Raw genomic sequence first — 16,330 nt, forward strand, 5'->3', positions numbered from 1 at the left:
ACCGAAACTGTGGCATCGTTCATCTGATCTGGCGCAGGGCTGCAGCTACAGATATTTCTTGAACGTCGCCGCCGCAATGCACACCGCCACGCCGAGCAATGCGGCGCTGGGCAGCAGGATCAGCAGCGGGTTCACGCTGACCGGCAGTGCGAGGTAAGTCACCCACGGCAGCACGGCCAGCGGGATCAGGCTGGCCCTGGCGCGGTGATAGATGAACCCCGATTCGCGGCCCGCGCCGAAGCGGCGCACATCCCGGCGCACCAGGCCGTCCACCAGCCCGACGAAGGCGGCCATCAGGAACAGCGGCAGGGTCAGGCAAAGCACCAGCAGCCGCACGAGGAAGACCAGCGTCGTGTAGGCCGCCGCGATCAGGTAGCTCTCCACGTTCACGTAGACCAGGCCGATGTAGTAGCGGAAATCCTTGGTCGGGCGATGGCTGCCGGCGCTGGCCTGCGCCGAGGCGTCGTGTATCCAGTCCAGCAGGCCGCTTTTCACGAACAGCCAGTCGTAGCCCTCCTCGACCAGCCGGTGCGCGGTGCGCCCCGGCTCCTGCACCAGCGCGCTGCGCGTGAAATGCGTGGAGAGCTGATCCAGCTCGTAGTGCAGCATGCCCTGGGCGTGACGCCAGCCCTGATCGGGCCAGAAGAAGTGCATGCCGACGCATTCGATCAGGATGCACAGCAGCAGCGCGCCGCACAGCACGCCGAAGAAGCGGAACGGCAACGTGACCAGGCCGGCGATCAGCCCCTGCTGTCGTTGCTGCTGGCGCTGTGCCGCGACGGCCGGGTCGCTCATGCTTCCACTCCGTCAGCGGCGGTCGCCATCTGTTTGAAGTCGTCCAGCAGGTCGGCGGGCAATGCGCCGTCCTGCAGGCCCTGCATGCCTTGGTTCTCCCACCAGTCGCCGGCCTCGACGTAGTGCTGGCGCATGTAGCCGGCCAACTGCTGCAGATCCTGGGGCATGGCCTCGTCGGGGTCGGGGGCCGGCAAGGGCATGCGCACCTTCCAGAGCGTGCCGCCCTCGATCAGCGCGAAGCACTGCCCCTTGGGCAAGGCCACCACATGTGCGGGCTCGATCAGCGGCACGCTGGTCGTGCTGATGCGGTCCTGGGTGCTGGACGTGAAGGCGGTGTTGCCGAGCGGATCGGAGCTGTCGGTGGCGCCGCTCATGATCGCGGTGGCATGGACATCGACCTTGGGCAGTTGCCGCGTCAGCAGTTCCGCGGTGGCGGTCTCTCTTACCCTCAACATGAAGAGGTTGTTGAAGTTGCCGATCACCTGGCCGGCTTTGGCGCGGTTGCCGATGCGCGCCTCGATGTCCGAGAGCGTTTGCGTGTAGGCCGTCACCTGCACGCCCGCGCCGCCGCCCTTATTGACCATCGGGATGAACTCGTCGCCCATGAGTTCGTTGAACTCGTCGGCATGGACGTTGATGGGCACCTTCACGCCAGTCGCCGATCCGGGCAGGCCGTCGTCGATGCCGAACTTGTAGATGTGCCCCGCGACGGAAACGAGGTCGGAGAACATGGAGTTGCCCACCGCTGCGGCCACTTCGGCATCGGACAACGCATCCAGCCCCACGTAGACCACCGCGCGTTTGCGGATGATTTGCATCCAGTCGAAGATCGGCCGCGGGTCGGACAGGTCCGAATAGTTCGGTGCGAGCAGTTGCGCGATCTTGCCGGTGGTCAGCTTCTCCAGCAGCGGCAGCAGCGAGGCGACGATCTTGTCGAAGTAGGTCCGGTCGTAACGCACGGCGCTGCGCAGGCCATCGAGCACCGGGTCGTAGACGCGCACCTGCGACAGGTACTGCTCCAGCGCCACGACGCGCTTCTCGCGCCCGATCATGTTGCGCGGGATGTTCTTGTCGTTGAGCCTGGCTTCGAGCTGGACGATGACCTCCCAGGCCTTCGGCTCGTTCTTGGCGAAGTAGTGCTGGGCGTACTCGATGAACAGCGCGTCGATGTTGATGACGTGGCGCTGGATCAGCAGGTAGTCGGGCCGCTGCCCCAGCTCCACCAGGGCGCGGGCTATGATGTTGACGAAGCGCCAGGCGAACTCGCGGAATGCGGCGCTGTTGCCTTCGCCGGAGAGCTGGCCCGCGATGCGGGTGGCGACCTCGGAGATGCGCCCGAAGCGGCCCACCGCGTTGTAGCGCGCGCTGATGTCCGGCCAGCCCAGGTGGAAGACGTAGAACTCGCCTTCGCGCCCCGCGCGCTTGGCCTCCACGTACATGCGTTTCAAGAGGTCGGCATCGCCCTTGGGGTCGAAAACGATCACCACCTCGTACTCGCCTGCCGCATTGCGGCGGCGGATGTCCTGCGTGATGAACAGCTCGGCCAGCCGCGTCTTGCCCACGCGCGTGGTGCCGAGCACAAGCGAGTGGCCCACGCGCTCGCCCAGCGGCAGCGTCACGTCGGTCTCGTGGGGTTCGATGCCGTGCAGCCGTGGCTGTCCGCCCACCGGCGGCAGCGGCCGGGCCGGATTGAAAGGGCTGTCCCAGGCCAGGACCCGCGCAAGCTTCGATAGTGGAAACGGCGCGAATTCCAGCCGCTCCTCCATCCGCCGCGCCGCGCGGTAGATCGCGGTCGGCTCCACGAATCGGCGGAACTCCGGCCGGTAGGTCTGCATCAGCCGGTGCGTGTGCCGCTGCTCCCACTTGAAACCCCGGCCGATGAACAGCCGTTGCTGGCTCACCGGCACGTCGCGGCTGATCATCACGTAGCGCGGCAGGCGGCGGATGTTGCGCCGGTAGCGCAGAATCGCCCAGGCGTCATTAAGGCGGATGGCGCCGAAGGTCAGGAAAGCCAGCGCCGCGCCCAGGCCGAGCAGCGGATTCAGCGCGAGCGACCACGGTGCCACCAGGCACAGAATCGCGGCGCCGGTGCAGACCGCCACGGTGTAAAGCTCCACCGCTGGCCGCAGCAGAACCTCGACCGCATGCGGCTGGGCCATTTGCGCACCTACTGCTCGACGCCGGTGGACGTGATGAGCACCGGGTAGTGGCGCAGGCCCAGGCGCTGGGCCAGGTCGTCGCCCGAGGCCGGCGCGAGGGTCAGGCCGGGCGCCAGGTGGCGCAGCTCGACCAGCGCCGCCGTCGACTCCACGTTGACCACCAGGCCCACGGCGCCCAGCTCTCGCAACGTGGCGTGGCGCTGCCGCAGCCAAGCGCGCGAGCGTGTGTCGTCGCCGACCAGGAACAGCGGCGTCAGGCCCGGCGCGCGGATCACGCGGCGCGGCACGTCACCCGGTGACAGGTTCGCCGAGCGCACTGGCAGCATCGCGACTTCGGCCTCGGCCGAGTTGCCCACGCGCGGGCGTGGCAGCGGGGCTGGCCGCGCGGTGTCGTCCGGCTGCGGATTCAAGGGCTGGTAGTACGGCAGTGCGGACGCGCCGCCGCGGTCCTCGACCACGATCAGTGGCGCGGAGGCGGTCTGGGCGAAGACGGTGGTCGTGGACAGCAGCCCGATGGCGGCGATGAGGACAATGTGGTTCATGGCGTGGTGCCCTGGAGGGTTGTAACGGGAGCGCCAGGGCCGAGCACGCGAGTCAGGTGCCGATGCACGCTGCGCCGGTAGCGCGCTGCGGGGGCGCCCCCGGCCGGGCGGTGGTAGCGGCCGATGGCGAGCAGCCAGTCCTCGCCCGGCGTGTGCTGCTCGCGCAGGATCTCGGTGGCGATGGCGAGGTTGCGGTAGGGGTCCAGCAGTTCGCAGGGCTGCGCATAGCGCTGCGCGTGGTAGCCGAGATTGACCTGGCCGAGCCCGGCGTCGATGCGGGTGGCAGACGTGCGCTTGAGCGCCTGGCGCAGTCCCGCGCAGGCCTCGGCGCGGGTGGCATAGCGGTACGGCTTGCCGGCGACGTTGAGCGTCCACGGCCAGGGCACCAGGCGCCCGCGCAGCCGGGTGCCGCTCTCTTGCAGGGCCACGGCGTACAGCACCGCCGCTGGTACGTCTGCACGATGCGCCGCCAGTTGATAGGCCGGCGGCGGCACTTCCCGCGCCAGGGCGGCCAACGCCCAGCCGCCGGTGGCGAGCAGCAGCACGGCGCTGGCGCAGCGGATGGCGACGCGGGATGGCCGACGCTCCCGGCCCGGAATACCTATTGCCGCTGCCATTGGCCGTTCACCTCGCGCACGACGGCCGGCAGATCGCCGGGGAGGCTGAGCGACAGCCAGCGCCCTGCATCGTGGTTGAGCGTGATGGTGCGGGCGCGCACCCTGGCCGGGTCGATGCCCGCCCGGGTGGCCCACTGCCGGATTCGCGCGTCGTCCTGACGGCTGCCGACCATGTAGAGATCGAAGGCCGTGCCGGCCGCCTGCAACTGCTGCACGCGCTGCGCGCACGGTGCGCAGTCGGCCTTGACGAAGACCGCTAGGCGCCCGGAACCGGTGTTTCCGGCGCCCTGCGCCTTGGCGCCGGGCAGGCTCACGCGCGGCTGGCCGGGAAACAGGCGCTGCCACGCCGCGTCGTAGGCCCGCTGGTAGGCCAGCGTCTTGCCGACGCGCCGGGCCTCGGCCTGCACCTGCAACTCCGCGTAGCGCCTGCGCTCCTCCTCGCTGCGGGCCTCGATGCCCAGCGCCGTGAGCGGATCGAGCTGGGGGGAATGCACGCCGAGCGGCCCCTGCATCAATTGTCGGAAGCGTGCCCACTCCTCGGGTTGCAGGCCCCAGTCCCGCGCTTGACGCTCGTCGAGCGCCGCATCGGTGTTGGGCTGTACCTGGCTGGGCACCACGCGCGCATTCGTCACCGGAGATTGCGCGGAGGCCCCCAGGGAGACGGACAGAAGAACGGCAGCAAGCATCGGCCGCAGGGTCATGGCCCGCCCTCCTACGGCACGGCAAGGCGCTGCACCTGGCCGTCCACGCGGAACACGGCGGCGCGAGCCTCGATGGATTGCAGGTGCCAGCCGCTCTCCGCGTCACCCTCGCGCAGCAGCCGGACACTGCCGAGCGAGGTGGCGGCCATGGGTGCGACCGACAGGAAGCGCTCGCCGCCGCGCAGTTCCACGCCGACCACCTGGAACGGTGGAGCCGGCAGCGCCGGCTTTGTCACCTCGGGTGCTCGACGGGCGGCGACGGCGGTAGTTTTGCGGGCTTCTTCCAGACGGGTTTCGATCCCGTGCACACGAGCCTGCAAGGTCTGCAGGTCGATGGCGAGGCTGTCCGCAGACTGTGCCGCCTCGACACGCGCGATGCGCTCGTCCAGCGCCTGTTGCGCGGTGGCGAATTCGGCCTGGCTGAGCGGCGTAGGCCGGCGCCTGTCCACCTCGGCCTGCTGTTCGAGTTCGGCCAGCCGCAGGCCCAGCGCCTGGACATGGGCGTCCTGCGCACTGGCCTCGGCCTGTTCGGTGAGACGCGACAGGCCGACACTGTTGACGACGGCCAGGGTGCTTGTGAGCAGCAGCCAGACGGTCGCGGCGATCTTGAGCCAACGCGTGCGGGAACTGCGCTCGGATGGCGCTTGGGGAAAGGTCATGGCTGCAGTTCCTCGGGCCGGTGGGCGTCCGGCACGGGCGTGGCGGTGCCGGGCGGGTTGGCGGAAAGGAAGGTGGGAGCACCGTGCCGGCTGAAGCAGACCTGGCGGGTCAAGTCATCGACCGACAGCTCCCAGGTGGGGCCGGCAAGGGTCAGCAAGGCATCGCGCAGCATCAGCGGACCCACGTGCAGATGTGCGGCAGGCAGCGGCAGCGCGTAAAGCGTGGCGGCCTCGGCCGCATCGCAGAGCCGGTAGCCCGAGCGCAGGAGCACATGGCGCATGGCATCGCCCACGCTGGCATCGAGCATGGGCGGAATCGAGACCACCACCGCCTGCTGCAAGAGATCACGCTGCGCGGGCTCCGGCACCAGCTCGACCAGGGTGTAGCGGCCGTAGCGGGCCACGGGCACCAGTCGCTGCTCCGAAGCTGGCTCGTCGGGCGGTGCTTCTATGTGGTCAGGGGTGGCCGGTGTCGTCGTGCAGCCGGACAGCAGGCCGCTGAGCACGGCGAAGATGCAGAGAAAACGAGGCAGAGACGGCAGCATGTGGCACCCCATGGCGATGAGATGCCTTCACCATTGCAGAACCGTGCTGCGCGGGATGCCGGAAATCCGAAACGCGCGGCGCCCCGTTTCCGAGGGAAGTCAGGACGGGTTCGGGCCCGTCATTTCGCCGGTGGCGATGGCGCTCGGGTTCGCCGTTGAAGACGCCGCCCGGTCCGGCAAGTGCGGCCGCACCGGTTCGATCCGCTCGATGAACCGGCGAAGTTGCTCCGGTGACTCGGTGCTCCGACACGGCAGCTGGTCTTCGATGATCAGGATGCGCATGACGGCACCGTTCCAGACGGATGCCGTCAATCTATGGCCCGCTTCGCGACCGGTCTACTGAAGTGTTTCTGACTTTCCCATCAGGATCGGGCGCGGGGACCGGCCTCACGGCGTCGCCTCCCCGTGCCGTCGGAAGGCGCGCCAGAGCGCGAGGTCATAGGCAATCTTCAGCGCGCCACAGGCCACCAGCGGTGCGGCCAGCCAGCCGGCGGCGAACAGCGCGCCACCGATGGCCGGGCTCACCGCGGCCGCGAGGCTCCTGGGCACGGCGGTGAAGCTTGCCGCCGCGGCGCGCTCAGCCGGCGTGACTACCGCCATGACGAAGGCCGAGCGCGTCGGCACGTCCATCTGCGACAGGGCGCTGCGCAGGAACAGCAACGCGAGCGCCACCGGCAGACTCTCGGCGAGGGCGGCGAGGATCAGGCAGACGCTCGACGGGATGTGGGTGAACACCATCGTGTTGACGAGGCCGATGCGGCGCGCCACCCAGGGCGCTGCGAGCTGGGAGCCTGCCGAGAGCAGCCCCGCCCAGAAGAAGAACTGGCCGGCGGCGGCGAGCGAGAGGTCGAAGCGCTCGAACAGCCAGAGCGCGAGCAAGGTGTTGACGATCAGTCCTCCGGCGAAGGCGTCGACCGAGAACAGCGCGGCCAGTTTGATCACGATGCCGCGCGAAGGCCCCAGTGGTGCGGGCGGCGCCGCCTGTGCGTGGACCGGATGGTTCGGCAGCGTGCGGTAAAGAAGGAAGATCGCGACGCCGGTCAGCCCGTAGGCGACGAACATGAGGCGCAGCGCGTCGAGCTGCACCAGGCCCGCATTCGTCAGGGTTTGCGGAATGGCCGTCGCCAGGGAACCGGCCGCGGCGCACAAGGCGCCGACGAAGGTGTAGCGCGCGAAGAGGAAGGTGCGCGCCTCGCCCTGCGCCGACTCGGCCAAGCGGGCGTGCTCCAGCGGCAGGAAGACGCTGACGTCGCCGGAGCTGGGATTCATCGTGCCGACGAAGGCGACGAGCAGCAGCGGCCAGAAGTCGCCAACGCCACCCAGGCCGGCCAGCAGCAGACCGGTCAGGCACATCAGTCCGGCGGCGGCGAGCAGCAGCCGGCGCTGCGGGAAGTGATGTCCCCACTGGCCTACCGCCAGGGTCGCCAGCGCCGAGCCGAGCAGTGTGGCGGTACTGATCAGCCCGACTTCCCATGTGCCCAGCCCCAAGGCCAGCAGATAGACCGGCAGCAGGATGGCGACATAACCGTCGGTGAAGGCCCGCAGCGCCCGGCCGACGAGCAGCAGGCGCGCCTCGGGCGCGGCCCCGGCGGGTAGCAGCATCACTTCGAGCCGAGCAGCCGCGCGACCTTCTTCAGCGGCGTATCCGCACACCAGGCGTAGAGCGCGTCGTACATCACTATGCCTGCCTTCAGCATCTCGTGGTCGTCGGCGAAGTTGAGCGACAGCCCTTTCGAGATGGCCAGCAGGCCGGCCGCTTCCTTCGCCAGTTGCGGCTGGGCGCAGTCGGCGGCGCGCACGATGATGGCCAGCTTCTGCAAGGACGGGTCCGTCAGCTGGTATTTGGCGATGAAAGCATCGAAGCTGCATTGATCGCCGTGGTGACCCAGTTCCACCCCGGAGACGTCATAGGGGGTAGCCCCAGTCTCGGCGGCGATCCTCATGACGTCGCCCGACGGCACGTAGAGAAACTCCGGGCTTTCGTCGATGAAGCGGGCAATCAGCCAGGGACAGGCGATGCGGTCGATTTTCGGGCGTTCACGGGTAATCCATTGCATGACGGTCTCCTACTCTTGTTTCTGAGCGTTCGAACTGCCAGCCCTCGCCGCAATCAGGCAAGCCACGAGGCAGGGCAAAGAGCGCCAGGGGCCGGCCCGCGTCATTTCACGGCCTTCTGTGCGTCCAAAGTCCTTTTCAACGACTGCGCCAGCTCCGCCGCTTTGCCTTTGCCCCAGTAGTGCAGAAAGACGTAGCGCGGCTCCTCGTGCGTCATGTGGTTGTGGATCGCCACGATGTTGATTCCTTCTCGCCGCAACACCTTGAGTACGGTCTGGAGTTCCTCCTCACGCATCGCGAAGTCACCGTCCACCACGGCCCGCTCGTCGGTCCCTGCAAACGCAGCCCAGGTGTTGACGCCCATCTCATTGCCGACGGGTGTGCCGTACATCTTCGCCTCGCGCCCGAAGCTCACCTTGACCATGCCGTCCTTCACTTGCGGCTTGGCGCCGAGGATTTCCTCGATGCGCGCCGCGGTGATGCTGCTGGGCGTGGGAATGCTGCCGCCAAAGGCCTTTGCGGGTTTGGGTTGGCTTGCTCGCACCTGCGCGACCCGGTCATACACAGCCTTGACCCCTGTGGCCAGTTGCCGCGCATCGCCCATCCCGCCGATGTGCATGAAGTAAACCTTGGGCTGGTCGAAGAAGAAGTGGTTGTGCAGCGCCGTCACTTCCAGGCCGGCTTCAAGAGCGGCGCTCATGGCCGGATTGACCTCGTCCTCGAACAGCACCGTGTCGCCCATCATCATCGTGCTGCCGCCCATCGGCGTGAATGCAGCCCACGATGTCAGGCCCATGAAGGGGGGCATCGTCCAGCGATCCACGCTGATCTTCACGTCATCGCGCGGCTTGCTGACCTTGAAGACGTTCTCGGTCTTGTTGTAGTTGCCCTTGAGTCCCGTCACGGACTCGATCGTTGCCGTGTCGACCGTCGGTCCGGCCGCAACGGCCATTTGCATGCAGACTGCTGTTGCTGCGGCGAAAAGGATTCGGGTTTTACGGGTCATATTACCTCCTGGTGGGGATAAACGATCAACACATCGTTCCGGGCGCCTCCCTCCCGCAGCAGGATTGAACGTACTGGCGAGTTCGGATTTCGGGGTTTCGGGTTTGATGGTGCGGTCCATGTTCAGGCTCCCAATCGGGTGAAAGCCGCTTCGGCGGTGGTCCAGGACAGGTTTTGCATGAAGGCGTCCACGTAAGCCCCGGCCTTGGCGCCGAAGTCCATGTGGTAGCTGTGCTCGTACATGTCGAGGGCGATCAGCGGCGTGGCGCCGGGCAGGTTGTGGGCGTGGTCGGCGGCCCAGGCGTTCACGAGACGCCCCCGGCGCGGACTCCACACCAACAGGGTCCAGCCGGAGCCGCCGCCCTGGGCCTTGCCCATGGCCGTGAATTGGGCGCGCCAGGCGTCCATGGAGCCGAAATCGCGCACGATGGCCGCCTTCAGCGTCCCGCCAGGGTCGCCTCCCGCGCCACCGAGGGAATCGAAGTACACCTCGTGCAGGATCATGGAACCGCTGGCGATCATCTCCTCGCGCTTGAGGCCGTTGATCTCGAACACCGGCGCCGCTCCCCAGTTCAATTGCGCCAGCTCTTGCTCGATGGCGTTGAGACGCTTGACAGCGCCGCCGTAGTTGTTCTCCCAATGGCTGACGATGAGTTTCTCAGACAGGCCGGTGAGTTTGGCCGGATCGCATGAAAGGGACTTCAGTTCGTAAGGCATCTTGGCTTCCTCAGCAAGGTGGATCGGAAACGGCGCGACGAAGGCTGACTCGATCAGGTTCAGCCTTGGCCCGGAAACACCAGCCACCCCGCCAGTCCCGCCGCGAGGATCACGACGACGACGTTGAGCTTGTTCTTCCAGACATAAAGGAATGCCAGGGCCGCGGCGAAGATCGACATGCCCGCCGTCAGCGATGGCACGCGTTCGGCAGTGACCCGCGCCAAGTCGATTGTGGTTGCGCCGATCAGGCCGACTACCCCAGCCGCGACGCCGTCCAGAAAGGCGTGTAGCCGTTTGTTCTCCACGACCGCCTCCAGCCGGTCGTAGAAAATCAGCGAGAACGCAAAGGCCGGAAGAAACACACCCACCGTCATGGCCACCGCCCCGATCGGCCCCCCCGCCACATAGCCGACGAACGTGGCGAAGATGATGAGCGGTGCCGGCAGCACACCGGACAGCGCCAGGCCGTCCAGGAACTGCCCATCCGTCATCCACCCGCGCCCGACGGCGTCGTTGCGAACGAACGGAATCGCTGTGTAGGCGCCGCCGAAGGTGAGCAAGCCGGCCTTGAGGCCTGAGGCGAAGATGAGCAACACCGAGGCTTGGCCCCGAACGACCGTTTCCACCAGCTTTGCTGTTGGCTCAGCCCAAAATGCCATGGCCGTGGCCAGCGCCACCGCTGCCAGCGTCACTAGCAGTGCTGAGGCCCGATGCTTGAGCACGAGCAGGGCGTACACAAGCCCACCCACGGGCAGGGTGATCCAAAAGTCGACACGAACTATGGCTGCCAGCGCGCAAACGATGGCAATGGCCCACAACCAGCGATCGAGCAGGATGTGCTCGCCGATGCGGTGCACGGCGCGCACGATCAGGGCGATCACGGCCGCCTGTACGCCAAGGAACGCAGCGCCCAGCGCGGTACCCACGATGTCAATCTGGAAGTACAACCAGGACAGCGCGAACATCAGCAAGAATCCGGGAAGCATGAACCCGAGTCCCGCCAGCATGCCACCCAGCCGCCCTTTCGCTCGGATGCCCAAATGAACGCATAATTCGTGGGCTTCGGGTCCGGGCAGCACCTGCATCACCGCAAGCAGCTTGTTGAAGCGTTTGACGGAGATCCAGCGTTCCTCGTCCACGAGCTCGCGGCGCAACATGCCGATCTGAGCCACAGGCCCGCCCCATGCGAGCAAGCCGAACTTGAGGAAGCGAACGAAGAGCTGCAGGTAGCTCATCGCTGGAGGGACGGCTTCAGTCGTGGCATCCGTCTGAGGACGGGTCAGGGTGTTCACGTTATTTTTTCCTCGTAACTCTTCAACAGCCAATCAAAAACTTCGCACGCGCGAACAAGCAGCGCGTCGTCGTCGGATTCGGATGCCCTCAGGCCCGCGAGCAGCTGTTCGATGCCCGGCGCTTCCGGTACCGGCAGTCCGCCCACGTCCAGGCAATGCACCACTTCGCCCAGGCGCGTCAGCGCCCGGTCGTCCTCCAGGCCAAAACTCGCCAGCAGCGTCTCGAAGGTGACCTTGGTACCGACGTGGCTGAACGTCGCACCGTCGAAATCGAAGCCGAGCCAATCGGCTTTGCAGTCGGCGGGACTCGTCAGCCAGACGATGCGGGCCTTCGGGTCGATAAACCGGCGGATCAGCCAGGCCGAGGCGAGCCGGTCGACCCACGGACGGGCCCGCGTGGCCCAGACACGGCCCCGATAGTCGGCCCGCTCCAGTCGCGGAATGTCAGCCTGCCGAGGGGTCGGCTCGTCGGGAGAAAGCCGGCGGGTGAGCGCGTCGCGCAGGTCGTCGAGCAGGCTCAAGGTCTGCCGCTGCGCCTCGCCGGGGAAGAAGTCGATGCGCGCCACCTGCTCGAAGCGGCGCACGAGCGGCTGGAGCTTACGCGCGGCGGCTGCGCCGTCCAGGGATGCCAGGCTCCGTCCGAGCCCTTTGATCTCCTCGACGATGCCCGCGTACTCCTCGCCCCGGTCGAACAGGGCGCGCAGCGCGGCTTCCTGAGCTTCGTCACACCCCGACAGTCGATAGACCTCGCCGCTGCCCCCGGCCTCGACCGACTGCGCCGCCACTTCGTCCAGCGCCGTAGCGCTATCGGCCGAGTCGGGCAGCAGATAGACCCCATCGCGCAGCGTCGCGCAGCCCAGCGCCTTGACGGAGCGCCAGACGCGCATGCGGCCGGTCGATGCCTTGGTGGGCAGGCTGATGAACAGCGCGAGAAAGCTCAAGCACGGACTCCTTTATCGCCAAGGGGTGGGTAATGAGTTATATATCTTACTGCATGTTATAGATCAAACGAAATCTACGAAGTTGCGTAGCGAGTCCGTCGGATCTGATCCCAAATCGCATGGTGCCCGCCGATGCGCCGACCAGCCTTATCAAGGAACGCTGGGAGAAGCTGGTGATGGCCGATGCTGGCATTGACCGGCACTACTACGGCCGCGCTTTTTTGTTTTCTGAAACGCTCCCCTGAAATAGCGACTGCGGCAACGACCGAAGACAAGAATTCGGCCCCCGAAGGGGCCGATCAAGAGGGAAACAATCTCAATGCACCAACTGCCGCGCCAACGCCACCTCCACCGAGTCGCCATCCTGGTTCAGGACATCGAGCCCTGATTCGGGCACGTCGCCGGAGGTGGATTGCGACACCATGATCTTCTTGGCCATCAGCCCCAGGCAGGTCATCTGCGAGGAGTTGGCGTAGCCGAGGTAGATCACCTTGACCGACTGCTTCTGACCGATACGCCATGAACGGCGTGCGGCCTGCTGCAGCGAATACACGTTGTAGCCCGACTGCATGAACACGATCGTCGGGAACTCCAACAGGTCCAGGCCGGTTTTCACCAGCTCTGGATTGGTGACGAGCACGTCGATACCGCGGTCCAGCTGCTCGGCGATCCAGTCTTCCCGGCGGGAGGCATCCACGCTCGCGCGCAGTACCGCCACCTTGAAGCCTTCCTGCTCCAGCAGCACCTTCAGGCGCGACGTGGTGTCGCGCGTGCCGGTGTAGACCGTATAGACCAGGGTCTTGCGACCTTCTGCTTTCTCCTGCTTGCAGATATCAATCAGCTCGCGCTCCTTGGGCATCACCTCCAGCTCGTTGAACTGAGCCGGGACGAAGGCCAGGGTGTTGCGCGTGCGTGGATGCACCACCGTCTCCGACCGGAAGCAGCAATCCGGCCAGGCCAGCAGCACGTTGAGGACCACACCCAGCAGCGTCGTGTCGCGCTTCGCCAGGGCCTGCTTCAGCTCCGCGGTCAGCCGTCCCGCCAGATCGCGATAGGCCGCGGATTGCGCCGTGTCCATCGTGACCTCACGGAACTCCTCGTCGTAGGGCGGCAGCACGTTGCCGCCGATGTCCTTCAACTTGAGGAAGACGGTGAACGGCAGAACGCAACGCAGCACGCCCTTCGGACCGAAGCCCGGCGCCTTGACCGTGCGCACCGATACTTTGGTGCCCTTGGCGGTCTTGTGCGCCGTGCCCGTGCTCTCGGAGTAGATGTCCTTGAGCACGCCGTGATCGCGCATGAACGCCATCGCGGCCGACGTCATGGAACCTTGCTTGGTCGGCCGGTAGCCGTCTTCGATCATCCGCCCAGGCAGGGCGCGGAACAGCAGGTGGAACAGGTCGTCGCCGTAGCCGCCCATCAGCGTGCCGGTGAGCAGCAGCGTCTTGCGCGCCTTGGCCGCCAACACCCCCATGGCCTGGCCCTGTGCGGAGCCGCCGTTCTTGTACTCGTGCGCCTCGTCGGCGATGAGCAGGTCGAACGCGCCTTGGGGAAGCTGCCTCTTGATGAACTCGGACGGCTGGTAGCCGCCCTCGCCGAAGCCGACCTCCATGTTGGCCATCGCACGTTCCATGCGATGGGCTTGCCGGTCCGAGAAGACCAGCTCGCCGTTGCCATCCATCAGGTTGATGAACTCGTGGATGTTGTCCCCGAGCATCGACGCGAGAAAGGCGTCACCGAACTTCTGCATCAGCTTCTGCGCGGTGACTTCGCCAATCGTGGGAATACGCTTCAGCGCCTTGAGCACGGTCGAGGACTGGTCACTGGCGGACAAGCCCCTGGGACGGATCAGCGTCCACAGCGGTGCGGCGCAATGGCTGCACTTGCGGCGGCTCTCTTCGGCTTCGAGTTCGACCGGGTTGATGGGCTCGCCGTCGAGGTCGGTGATGATGTGGCCGCAGTCCGGGCACGCCGCCACGTCGCCGTGGGGCGTGCGCCGCCGGGTGAAGACGGGCTTCCAGTGGAACCCCATCCGCATCCGCACGCGGCCCAGGACGAAGAACTCCTGACCCTGCGCCGGTACACCCAACTGCTCGCGCAGCTTCAGCAGCTTGACCAGCGTGTCCGGGCCGTTGAGCACCCAGACCTTGGCGCCGGCCACCGTCTCCTGGATTTCCCGCCGCCACTTGTAGACCAGATGCGGCGGAGAAAGAACCAAGGTTCGGCGGTAGCCTTCGGCGTTGAGCACGGCGGCGGTGGCAATACCCACCGTCGTCTTGCCGCATCCCATCTCGCCATTGACGATCGCGGCGCGTTCACCGCTATCGACCAGCAGCTCGGTGACGGCATGGACCACATCGGCTTGCGCCTGGAACAGCTTGCGCTTGAGGGCTGCGAGGATGAGTTGCCGATGTACCCGCACCTGGCCGGTGTAGACCGGGGGATTGGCACGGTTGAGCGAGTCGAGCAGCTCGTCGCCGAACTCCGACACGAAGTCGGTCAGGCTGATGGCGAGCGGAGAAGATGCGGCTTCGAGCAGGTCGCCCTGCACGGGCGAGGCATCGGAAACAGCCGCGGGAACAGTTTCGAGATCAAGTGACATGGTGATGCTCCAATGAAAATGGGGCATGCACCGCCCCCTGCGGGGCGATGGCATGCCCCAGGGGTGGGAAGAGAAAGACGGCCGAGCCGTCAGAGGACGATCAGTACTCGGATGGCAGCAGCAGCGTGGTGACGCTGCGGTCCCACTCGGTGATGATCCAGAGCTTCAAGGTCGGCGTGACCTGGTAGGACGAGAACAAGCGGTCTCCGGACTTCAATGCAGCGTCGTTGGAACGCCGGTCGCAGTCATCGAGATCGCCCCAGTCGCAACGCAGGTGGCGGCGCAGATAAGGCACCGGATTGAACTGACCCTGCTGGACCAGATCGTTGATGCCGGCGGTCATGACCACTTGTCCGGATGGGAACCGTGGTTGCGAGACGAGATTGAGAACAGCGAGTGCCATGGTGATTTCTCCTTCAGAAAGAAAAAGAGGCCACGGCACCCCATCGGGGCGACATGACCCCGGTGGGTGGACAAAGAAGGCGGCGAAGCGCTGGCAGCTTGCCGTCAGGGAACAACGATCAGCGGATGATTAGCACCTCGCCCCGCGTGGCGGAGCCCGGTGTCATGTCCCAGGCACGGATGACCGGCACGAACTTGTCGGTGAGGATGCGTGTCTCGGCCACGGAGCCGTCGTCGCGTTCGGTGTATTCCGTCTGGAGAGTCTTCTCCTTATGGGTATCACCTTTCACGACGAGCGTTCTGCCGCTCTTCGAGGTCACGACGCCCGAGATCGCGCCCGCGGCCAAGGCCAGAGCGAGATGCCAGTGGGACAAGGCCCGCGCCGGTGGACGCAGCGACTGCTGCGCGGCCCCCAGGTGGGTGTCGAGCGACGGCCATAGCCCCTGCAGTCGGCCGACTTCATCGGCGAACTGCTCAGGCTCCATCGTCACGCGATAGAAGTGCTCCGGCTCCGCGGGAGACACTGGGACGGTGTACTGCAGGAACGGCCATTCCACTGGCAGTTCCTCGGCCTCAGCATCGCCTTGCCCGATCTGCAACAGCAGCCCGCGCACGGCTTTGGCCGAGTCCGACGCCTGGTCGCGCTGGCGAGCCCGCCGACCGAAGATCACCACCTGCTTGAACTGCGCCTCTACCGCACGGTAGATCCGCAGGTCTGCGAAATGGCGCGTCAGCCATCCGACCAGCTCCGGATCGAGCACGTAGGACGGCACGATGAAGATCAGCACACCGCCGTATTGCAGCAGCGGCAGGCTGCGCTGATAGAACAACTTCTCCAGCCTGGCACGACCTTGGCCCTGATAGCCGATGTTGCCGTTGACGTCCTTGGAGAGGTCGCCATACGGCGGGTTCAGCCACAACAGGCCGAAGCTCTGCCGGCTGATCAGCGAGTCCATCAGGTCGCCGTGGAGGCAACGATCGACCAGTTGCCGGGCGTGGCGGGCACGCTCGGCGTCGTACTCGACGGCATAAGCCGAAACCTGCTCGCACCCGAGGGCGTGCGCAGCTTCGGCAATCGCCACGCCTTCGCCGGCGCAGGGATCGAGGATGGAGAGCGGGCCAGAGGCTGGCGCCAGTGCGGACAACGCCCGTTCCAATGTGGGCTCATCGGTCGGGAAATAGCCGTTTTTGATGAAGTTGCGCGCAAGGCGCGGGAACATGAGAGCCATAAGAACCTCCTGAAAGGAAGTGGGATGAAGGAAGACGGGCACGCGCGCCGCGCATGCCCGTACATGGAG

Annotated in this window: 18 protein-coding genes; 1 reads left to right on the forward strand and 17 read right to left on the reverse strand. The window is 66.3% G+C overall.

Features of this window, described 5'->3' with window-relative positions; translation table 11 throughout:
- Nucleotides 1-45 precede the first annotated feature (45 nt).
- The 14 genes from CAL15_RS03180 to CAL15_RS03245 form a co-directional block, all read right to left on the reverse strand.
- Nucleotides 46-795 (reverse strand): TIGR03747 family integrating conjugative element membrane protein, encoded by a 750-nt coding sequence (locus CAL15_RS03180; protein WP_086077278.1) that lies wholly within the window; start codon nucleotides 793-795, stop codon nucleotides 46-48.
- Nucleotides 792-2,954, reverse strand: a complete 2,163-nt coding sequence (gene traD / locus CAL15_RS03185; RefSeq protein ID WP_086077279.1) for a type IV conjugative transfer system coupling protein TraD — start codon at nucleotides 2,952-2,954, stop codon at nucleotides 792-794. Before traD ends, CAL15_RS03180 begins: the two co-directional genes overlap by 4 nt.
- 8 nt (nucleotides 2,955-2,962) lie before the next feature.
- On the reverse strand, nucleotides 2,963-3,496 hold the full coding sequence (locus CAL15_RS03190; protein ID WP_086077280.1) for an integrating conjugative element protein: 534 nt from the start codon (nucleotides 3,494-3,496) through the stop codon (nucleotides 2,963-2,965).
- Complete coding sequence (locus CAL15_RS03195; RefSeq protein ID WP_086077281.1) at nucleotides 3,493-4,113, reverse strand: transglycosylase SLT domain-containing protein; 621 nt, start codon at nucleotides 4,111-4,113, stop codon at nucleotides 3,493-3,495. The genes CAL15_RS03190 and CAL15_RS03195 overlap by 4 nt, the downstream gene beginning before the upstream one ends.
- Complete coding sequence (locus tag CAL15_RS03200) at nucleotides 4,098-4,814, reverse strand: TIGR03759 family integrating conjugative element protein (protein ID WP_086077282.1); 717 nt, start codon at nucleotides 4,812-4,814, stop codon at nucleotides 4,098-4,100. The genes CAL15_RS03195 and CAL15_RS03200 overlap by 16 nt, the downstream gene beginning before the upstream one ends.
- Nucleotides 4,815-4,825: 11 nt before the next feature.
- Nucleotides 4,826-5,473: a hypothetical protein gene (locus CAL15_RS03205; RefSeq protein WP_033470558.1), complete on the reverse strand. Its 648-nt coding sequence runs from the start codon at nucleotides 5,471-5,473 to the stop codon at nucleotides 4,826-4,828.
- On the reverse strand, nucleotides 5,470-6,018 hold the full coding sequence (pilL2, locus tag CAL15_RS03210; protein ID WP_033470561.1) for a PFGI-1 class ICE element type IV pilus protein PilL2: 549 nt from the start codon (nucleotides 6,016-6,018) through the stop codon (nucleotides 5,470-5,472). Before pilL2 ends, CAL15_RS03205 begins: the two co-directional genes overlap by 4 nt.
- Nucleotides 6,019-6,117: 99 nt before the next feature.
- Nucleotides 6,118-6,300, reverse strand: a complete 183-nt coding sequence (locus tag CAL15_RS03215) for a hypothetical protein (protein ID WP_033470563.1) — start codon at nucleotides 6,298-6,300, stop codon at nucleotides 6,118-6,120.
- 105 nt (nucleotides 6,301-6,405) lie between these two features.
- Nucleotides 6,406-7,620 carry an MFS transporter gene (locus CAL15_RS03220; RefSeq protein ID WP_033470565.1) on the reverse strand — a complete coding sequence of 405 codons (1,215 nt, stop codon included), beginning with the start codon at nucleotides 7,618-7,620 and terminating at the stop codon, nucleotides 6,406-6,408.
- Nucleotides 7,620-8,075, reverse strand: a complete 456-nt coding sequence (locus CAL15_RS03225; protein ID WP_033470567.1) for a chromate resistance protein ChrB domain-containing protein — start codon at nucleotides 8,073-8,075, stop codon at nucleotides 7,620-7,622. Before CAL15_RS03225 ends, CAL15_RS03220 begins: the two co-directional genes overlap by 1 nt.
- Nucleotides 8,076-8,176: 101 nt before the next feature.
- A complete protein-coding gene (locus CAL15_RS03230) occupies nucleotides 8,177-9,031 on the reverse strand; it encodes a DUF1259 domain-containing protein (protein ID WP_048512706.1) in 855 nt (284 codons plus the stop codon).
- 170 nt (nucleotides 9,032-9,201) lie between these two features.
- Entirely contained in the window at nucleotides 9,202-9,795 is a 594-nt protein-coding gene (locus tag CAL15_RS03235) for a superoxide dismutase (RefSeq protein ID WP_033470572.1), read from the reverse strand.
- A gap of 59 nt (nucleotides 9,796-9,854) precedes the next feature.
- The gene (gene chrA / locus CAL15_RS03240) at nucleotides 9,855-11,030 is read right to left on the reverse strand and encodes a chromate resistance efflux protein ChrA (protein WP_033470574.1); all 1,176 of its coding nucleotides are present in this window, start codon (nucleotides 11,028-11,030) and stop codon (nucleotides 9,855-9,857) included.
- A 53-nt stretch (nucleotides 11,031-11,083) separates the two neighbouring features.
- The gene (locus CAL15_RS03245) at nucleotides 11,084-12,028 is read right to left on the reverse strand and encodes a chromate resistance protein ChrB domain-containing protein (protein ID WP_033470577.1); all 945 of its coding nucleotides are present in this window, start codon (nucleotides 12,026-12,028) and stop codon (nucleotides 11,084-11,086) included.
- Nucleotides 12,029-12,147: 119 nt separating this feature from the next.
- On the opposite strand from CAL15_RS03245, the gene CAL15_RS24745 reads away from it, so the two are divergent.
- Nucleotides 12,148-12,273, forward strand: coding sequence for a hypothetical protein (locus CAL15_RS24745; RefSeq protein WP_255398788.1), 126 nt, complete (start codon nucleotides 12,148-12,150; stop codon nucleotides 12,271-12,273).
- Nucleotides 12,274-12,344: 71 nt separating this feature from the next.
- Here the strand turns inward: CAL15_RS24745 and CAL15_RS03250 are convergent, their stop codons facing one another.
- The 3 genes from CAL15_RS03250 to CAL15_RS03260 form a co-directional block, all read right to left on the reverse strand.
- Nucleotides 12,345-14,630, reverse strand: coding sequence for a helicase-related protein (locus CAL15_RS03250; protein ID WP_086077283.1), 2,286 nt, complete (start codon nucleotides 14,628-14,630; stop codon nucleotides 12,345-12,347).
- 100 nt (nucleotides 14,631-14,730) lie between these two features.
- The gene (locus CAL15_RS03255) at nucleotides 14,731-15,033 is read right to left on the reverse strand and encodes a hypothetical protein (protein WP_033470583.1); all 303 of its coding nucleotides are present in this window, start codon (nucleotides 15,031-15,033) and stop codon (nucleotides 14,731-14,733) included.
- Nucleotides 15,034-15,151: 118 nt separating this feature from the next.
- A complete protein-coding gene (locus CAL15_RS03260) occupies nucleotides 15,152-16,261 on the reverse strand; it encodes a DUF6094 domain-containing protein (RefSeq protein WP_086077284.1) in 1,110 nt (369 codons plus the stop codon).
- Between the last annotated feature and the right edge of the window lie 69 nt (nucleotides 16,262-16,330).

The sequence above is a fragment of the Bordetella genomosp. 13 genome (genome assembly GCF_002119665.1).
In the GTDB taxonomy this organism is placed as follows: domain Bacteria; phylum Pseudomonadota; class Gammaproteobacteria; order Burkholderiales; family Burkholderiaceae_B; genus Bordetella.

What these genes read in the sequence shown, in the direction of transcription:
- CAL15_RS03180 (WP_086077278.1), bottom strand. Translation starts at nt 795, where the DNA reads ATGAGCGACCCGGCCGTCGCGGCACAGCGCCAGCAGCAACGACAGCAG.
- traD (WP_086077279.1), bottom strand. Translation starts at nt 2,954, where the DNA reads ATGGCCCAGCCGCATGCGGTCGAGGTTCTGCTGCGGCCAGCGGTGGAG.
- CAL15_RS03190 (WP_086077280.1), bottom strand. Translation starts at nt 3,496, where the DNA reads ATGAACCACATTGTCCTCATCGCCGCCATCGGGCTGCTGTCCACGACC.
- CAL15_RS03195 (WP_086077281.1), bottom strand. Translation starts at nt 4,113, where the DNA reads ATGGCAGCGGCAATAGGTATTCCGGGCCGGGAGCGTCGGCCATCCCGC.
- CAL15_RS03200 (WP_086077282.1), bottom strand. Translation starts at nt 4,814, where the DNA reads ATGACCCTGCGGCCGATGCTTGCTGCCGTTCTTCTGTCCGTCTCCCTG.
- CAL15_RS03205 (WP_033470558.1), bottom strand. Translation starts at nt 5,473, where the DNA reads ATGACCTTTCCCCAAGCGCCATCCGAGCGCAGTTCCCGCACGCGTTGG.
- pilL2 (WP_033470561.1), bottom strand. Translation starts at nt 6,018, where the DNA reads ATGCTGCCGTCTCTGCCTCGTTTTCTCTGCATCTTCGCCGTGCTCAGC.
- CAL15_RS03215 (WP_033470563.1), bottom strand. Translation starts at nt 6,300, where the DNA reads ATGCGCATCCTGATCATCGAAGACCAGCTGCCGTGTCGGAGCACCGAG.
- CAL15_RS03220 (WP_033470565.1), bottom strand. Translation starts at nt 7,620, where the DNA reads ATGCTGCTACCCGCCGGGGCCGCGCCCGAGGCGCGCCTGCTGCTCGTC.
- CAL15_RS03225 (WP_033470567.1), bottom strand. Translation starts at nt 8,075, where the DNA reads ATGCAATGGATTACCCGTGAACGCCCGAAAATCGACCGCATCGCCTGT.
- CAL15_RS03230 (WP_048512706.1), bottom strand. Translation starts at nt 9,031, where the DNA reads ATGCAAATGGCCGTTGCGGCCGGACCGACGGTCGACACGGCAACGATC.
- CAL15_RS03235 (WP_033470572.1), bottom strand. Translation starts at nt 9,795, where the DNA reads ATGCCTTACGAACTGAAGTCCCTTTCATGCGATCCGGCCAAACTCACC.
- chrA (WP_033470574.1), bottom strand. Translation starts at nt 11,030, where the DNA reads ATGAGCTACCTGCAGCTCTTCGTTCGCTTCCTCAAGTTCGGCTTGCTC.
- CAL15_RS24745 (WP_255398788.1), top strand. Translation starts at nt 12,148, where the DNA reads ATGGTGCCCGCCGATGCGCCGACCAGCCTTATCAAGGAACGCTGGGAG.
- CAL15_RS03250 (WP_086077283.1), bottom strand. Translation starts at nt 14,630, where the DNA reads ATGTCACTTGATCTCGAAACTGTTCCCGCGGCTGTTTCCGATGCCTCG.
- CAL15_RS03255 (WP_033470583.1), bottom strand. Translation starts at nt 15,033, where the DNA reads ATGGCACTCGCTGTTCTCAATCTCGTCTCGCAACCACGGTTCCCATCC.
- CAL15_RS03260 (WP_086077284.1), bottom strand. Translation starts at nt 16,261, where the DNA reads ATGGCTCTCATGTTCCCGCGCCTTGCGCGCAACTTCATCAAAAACGGC.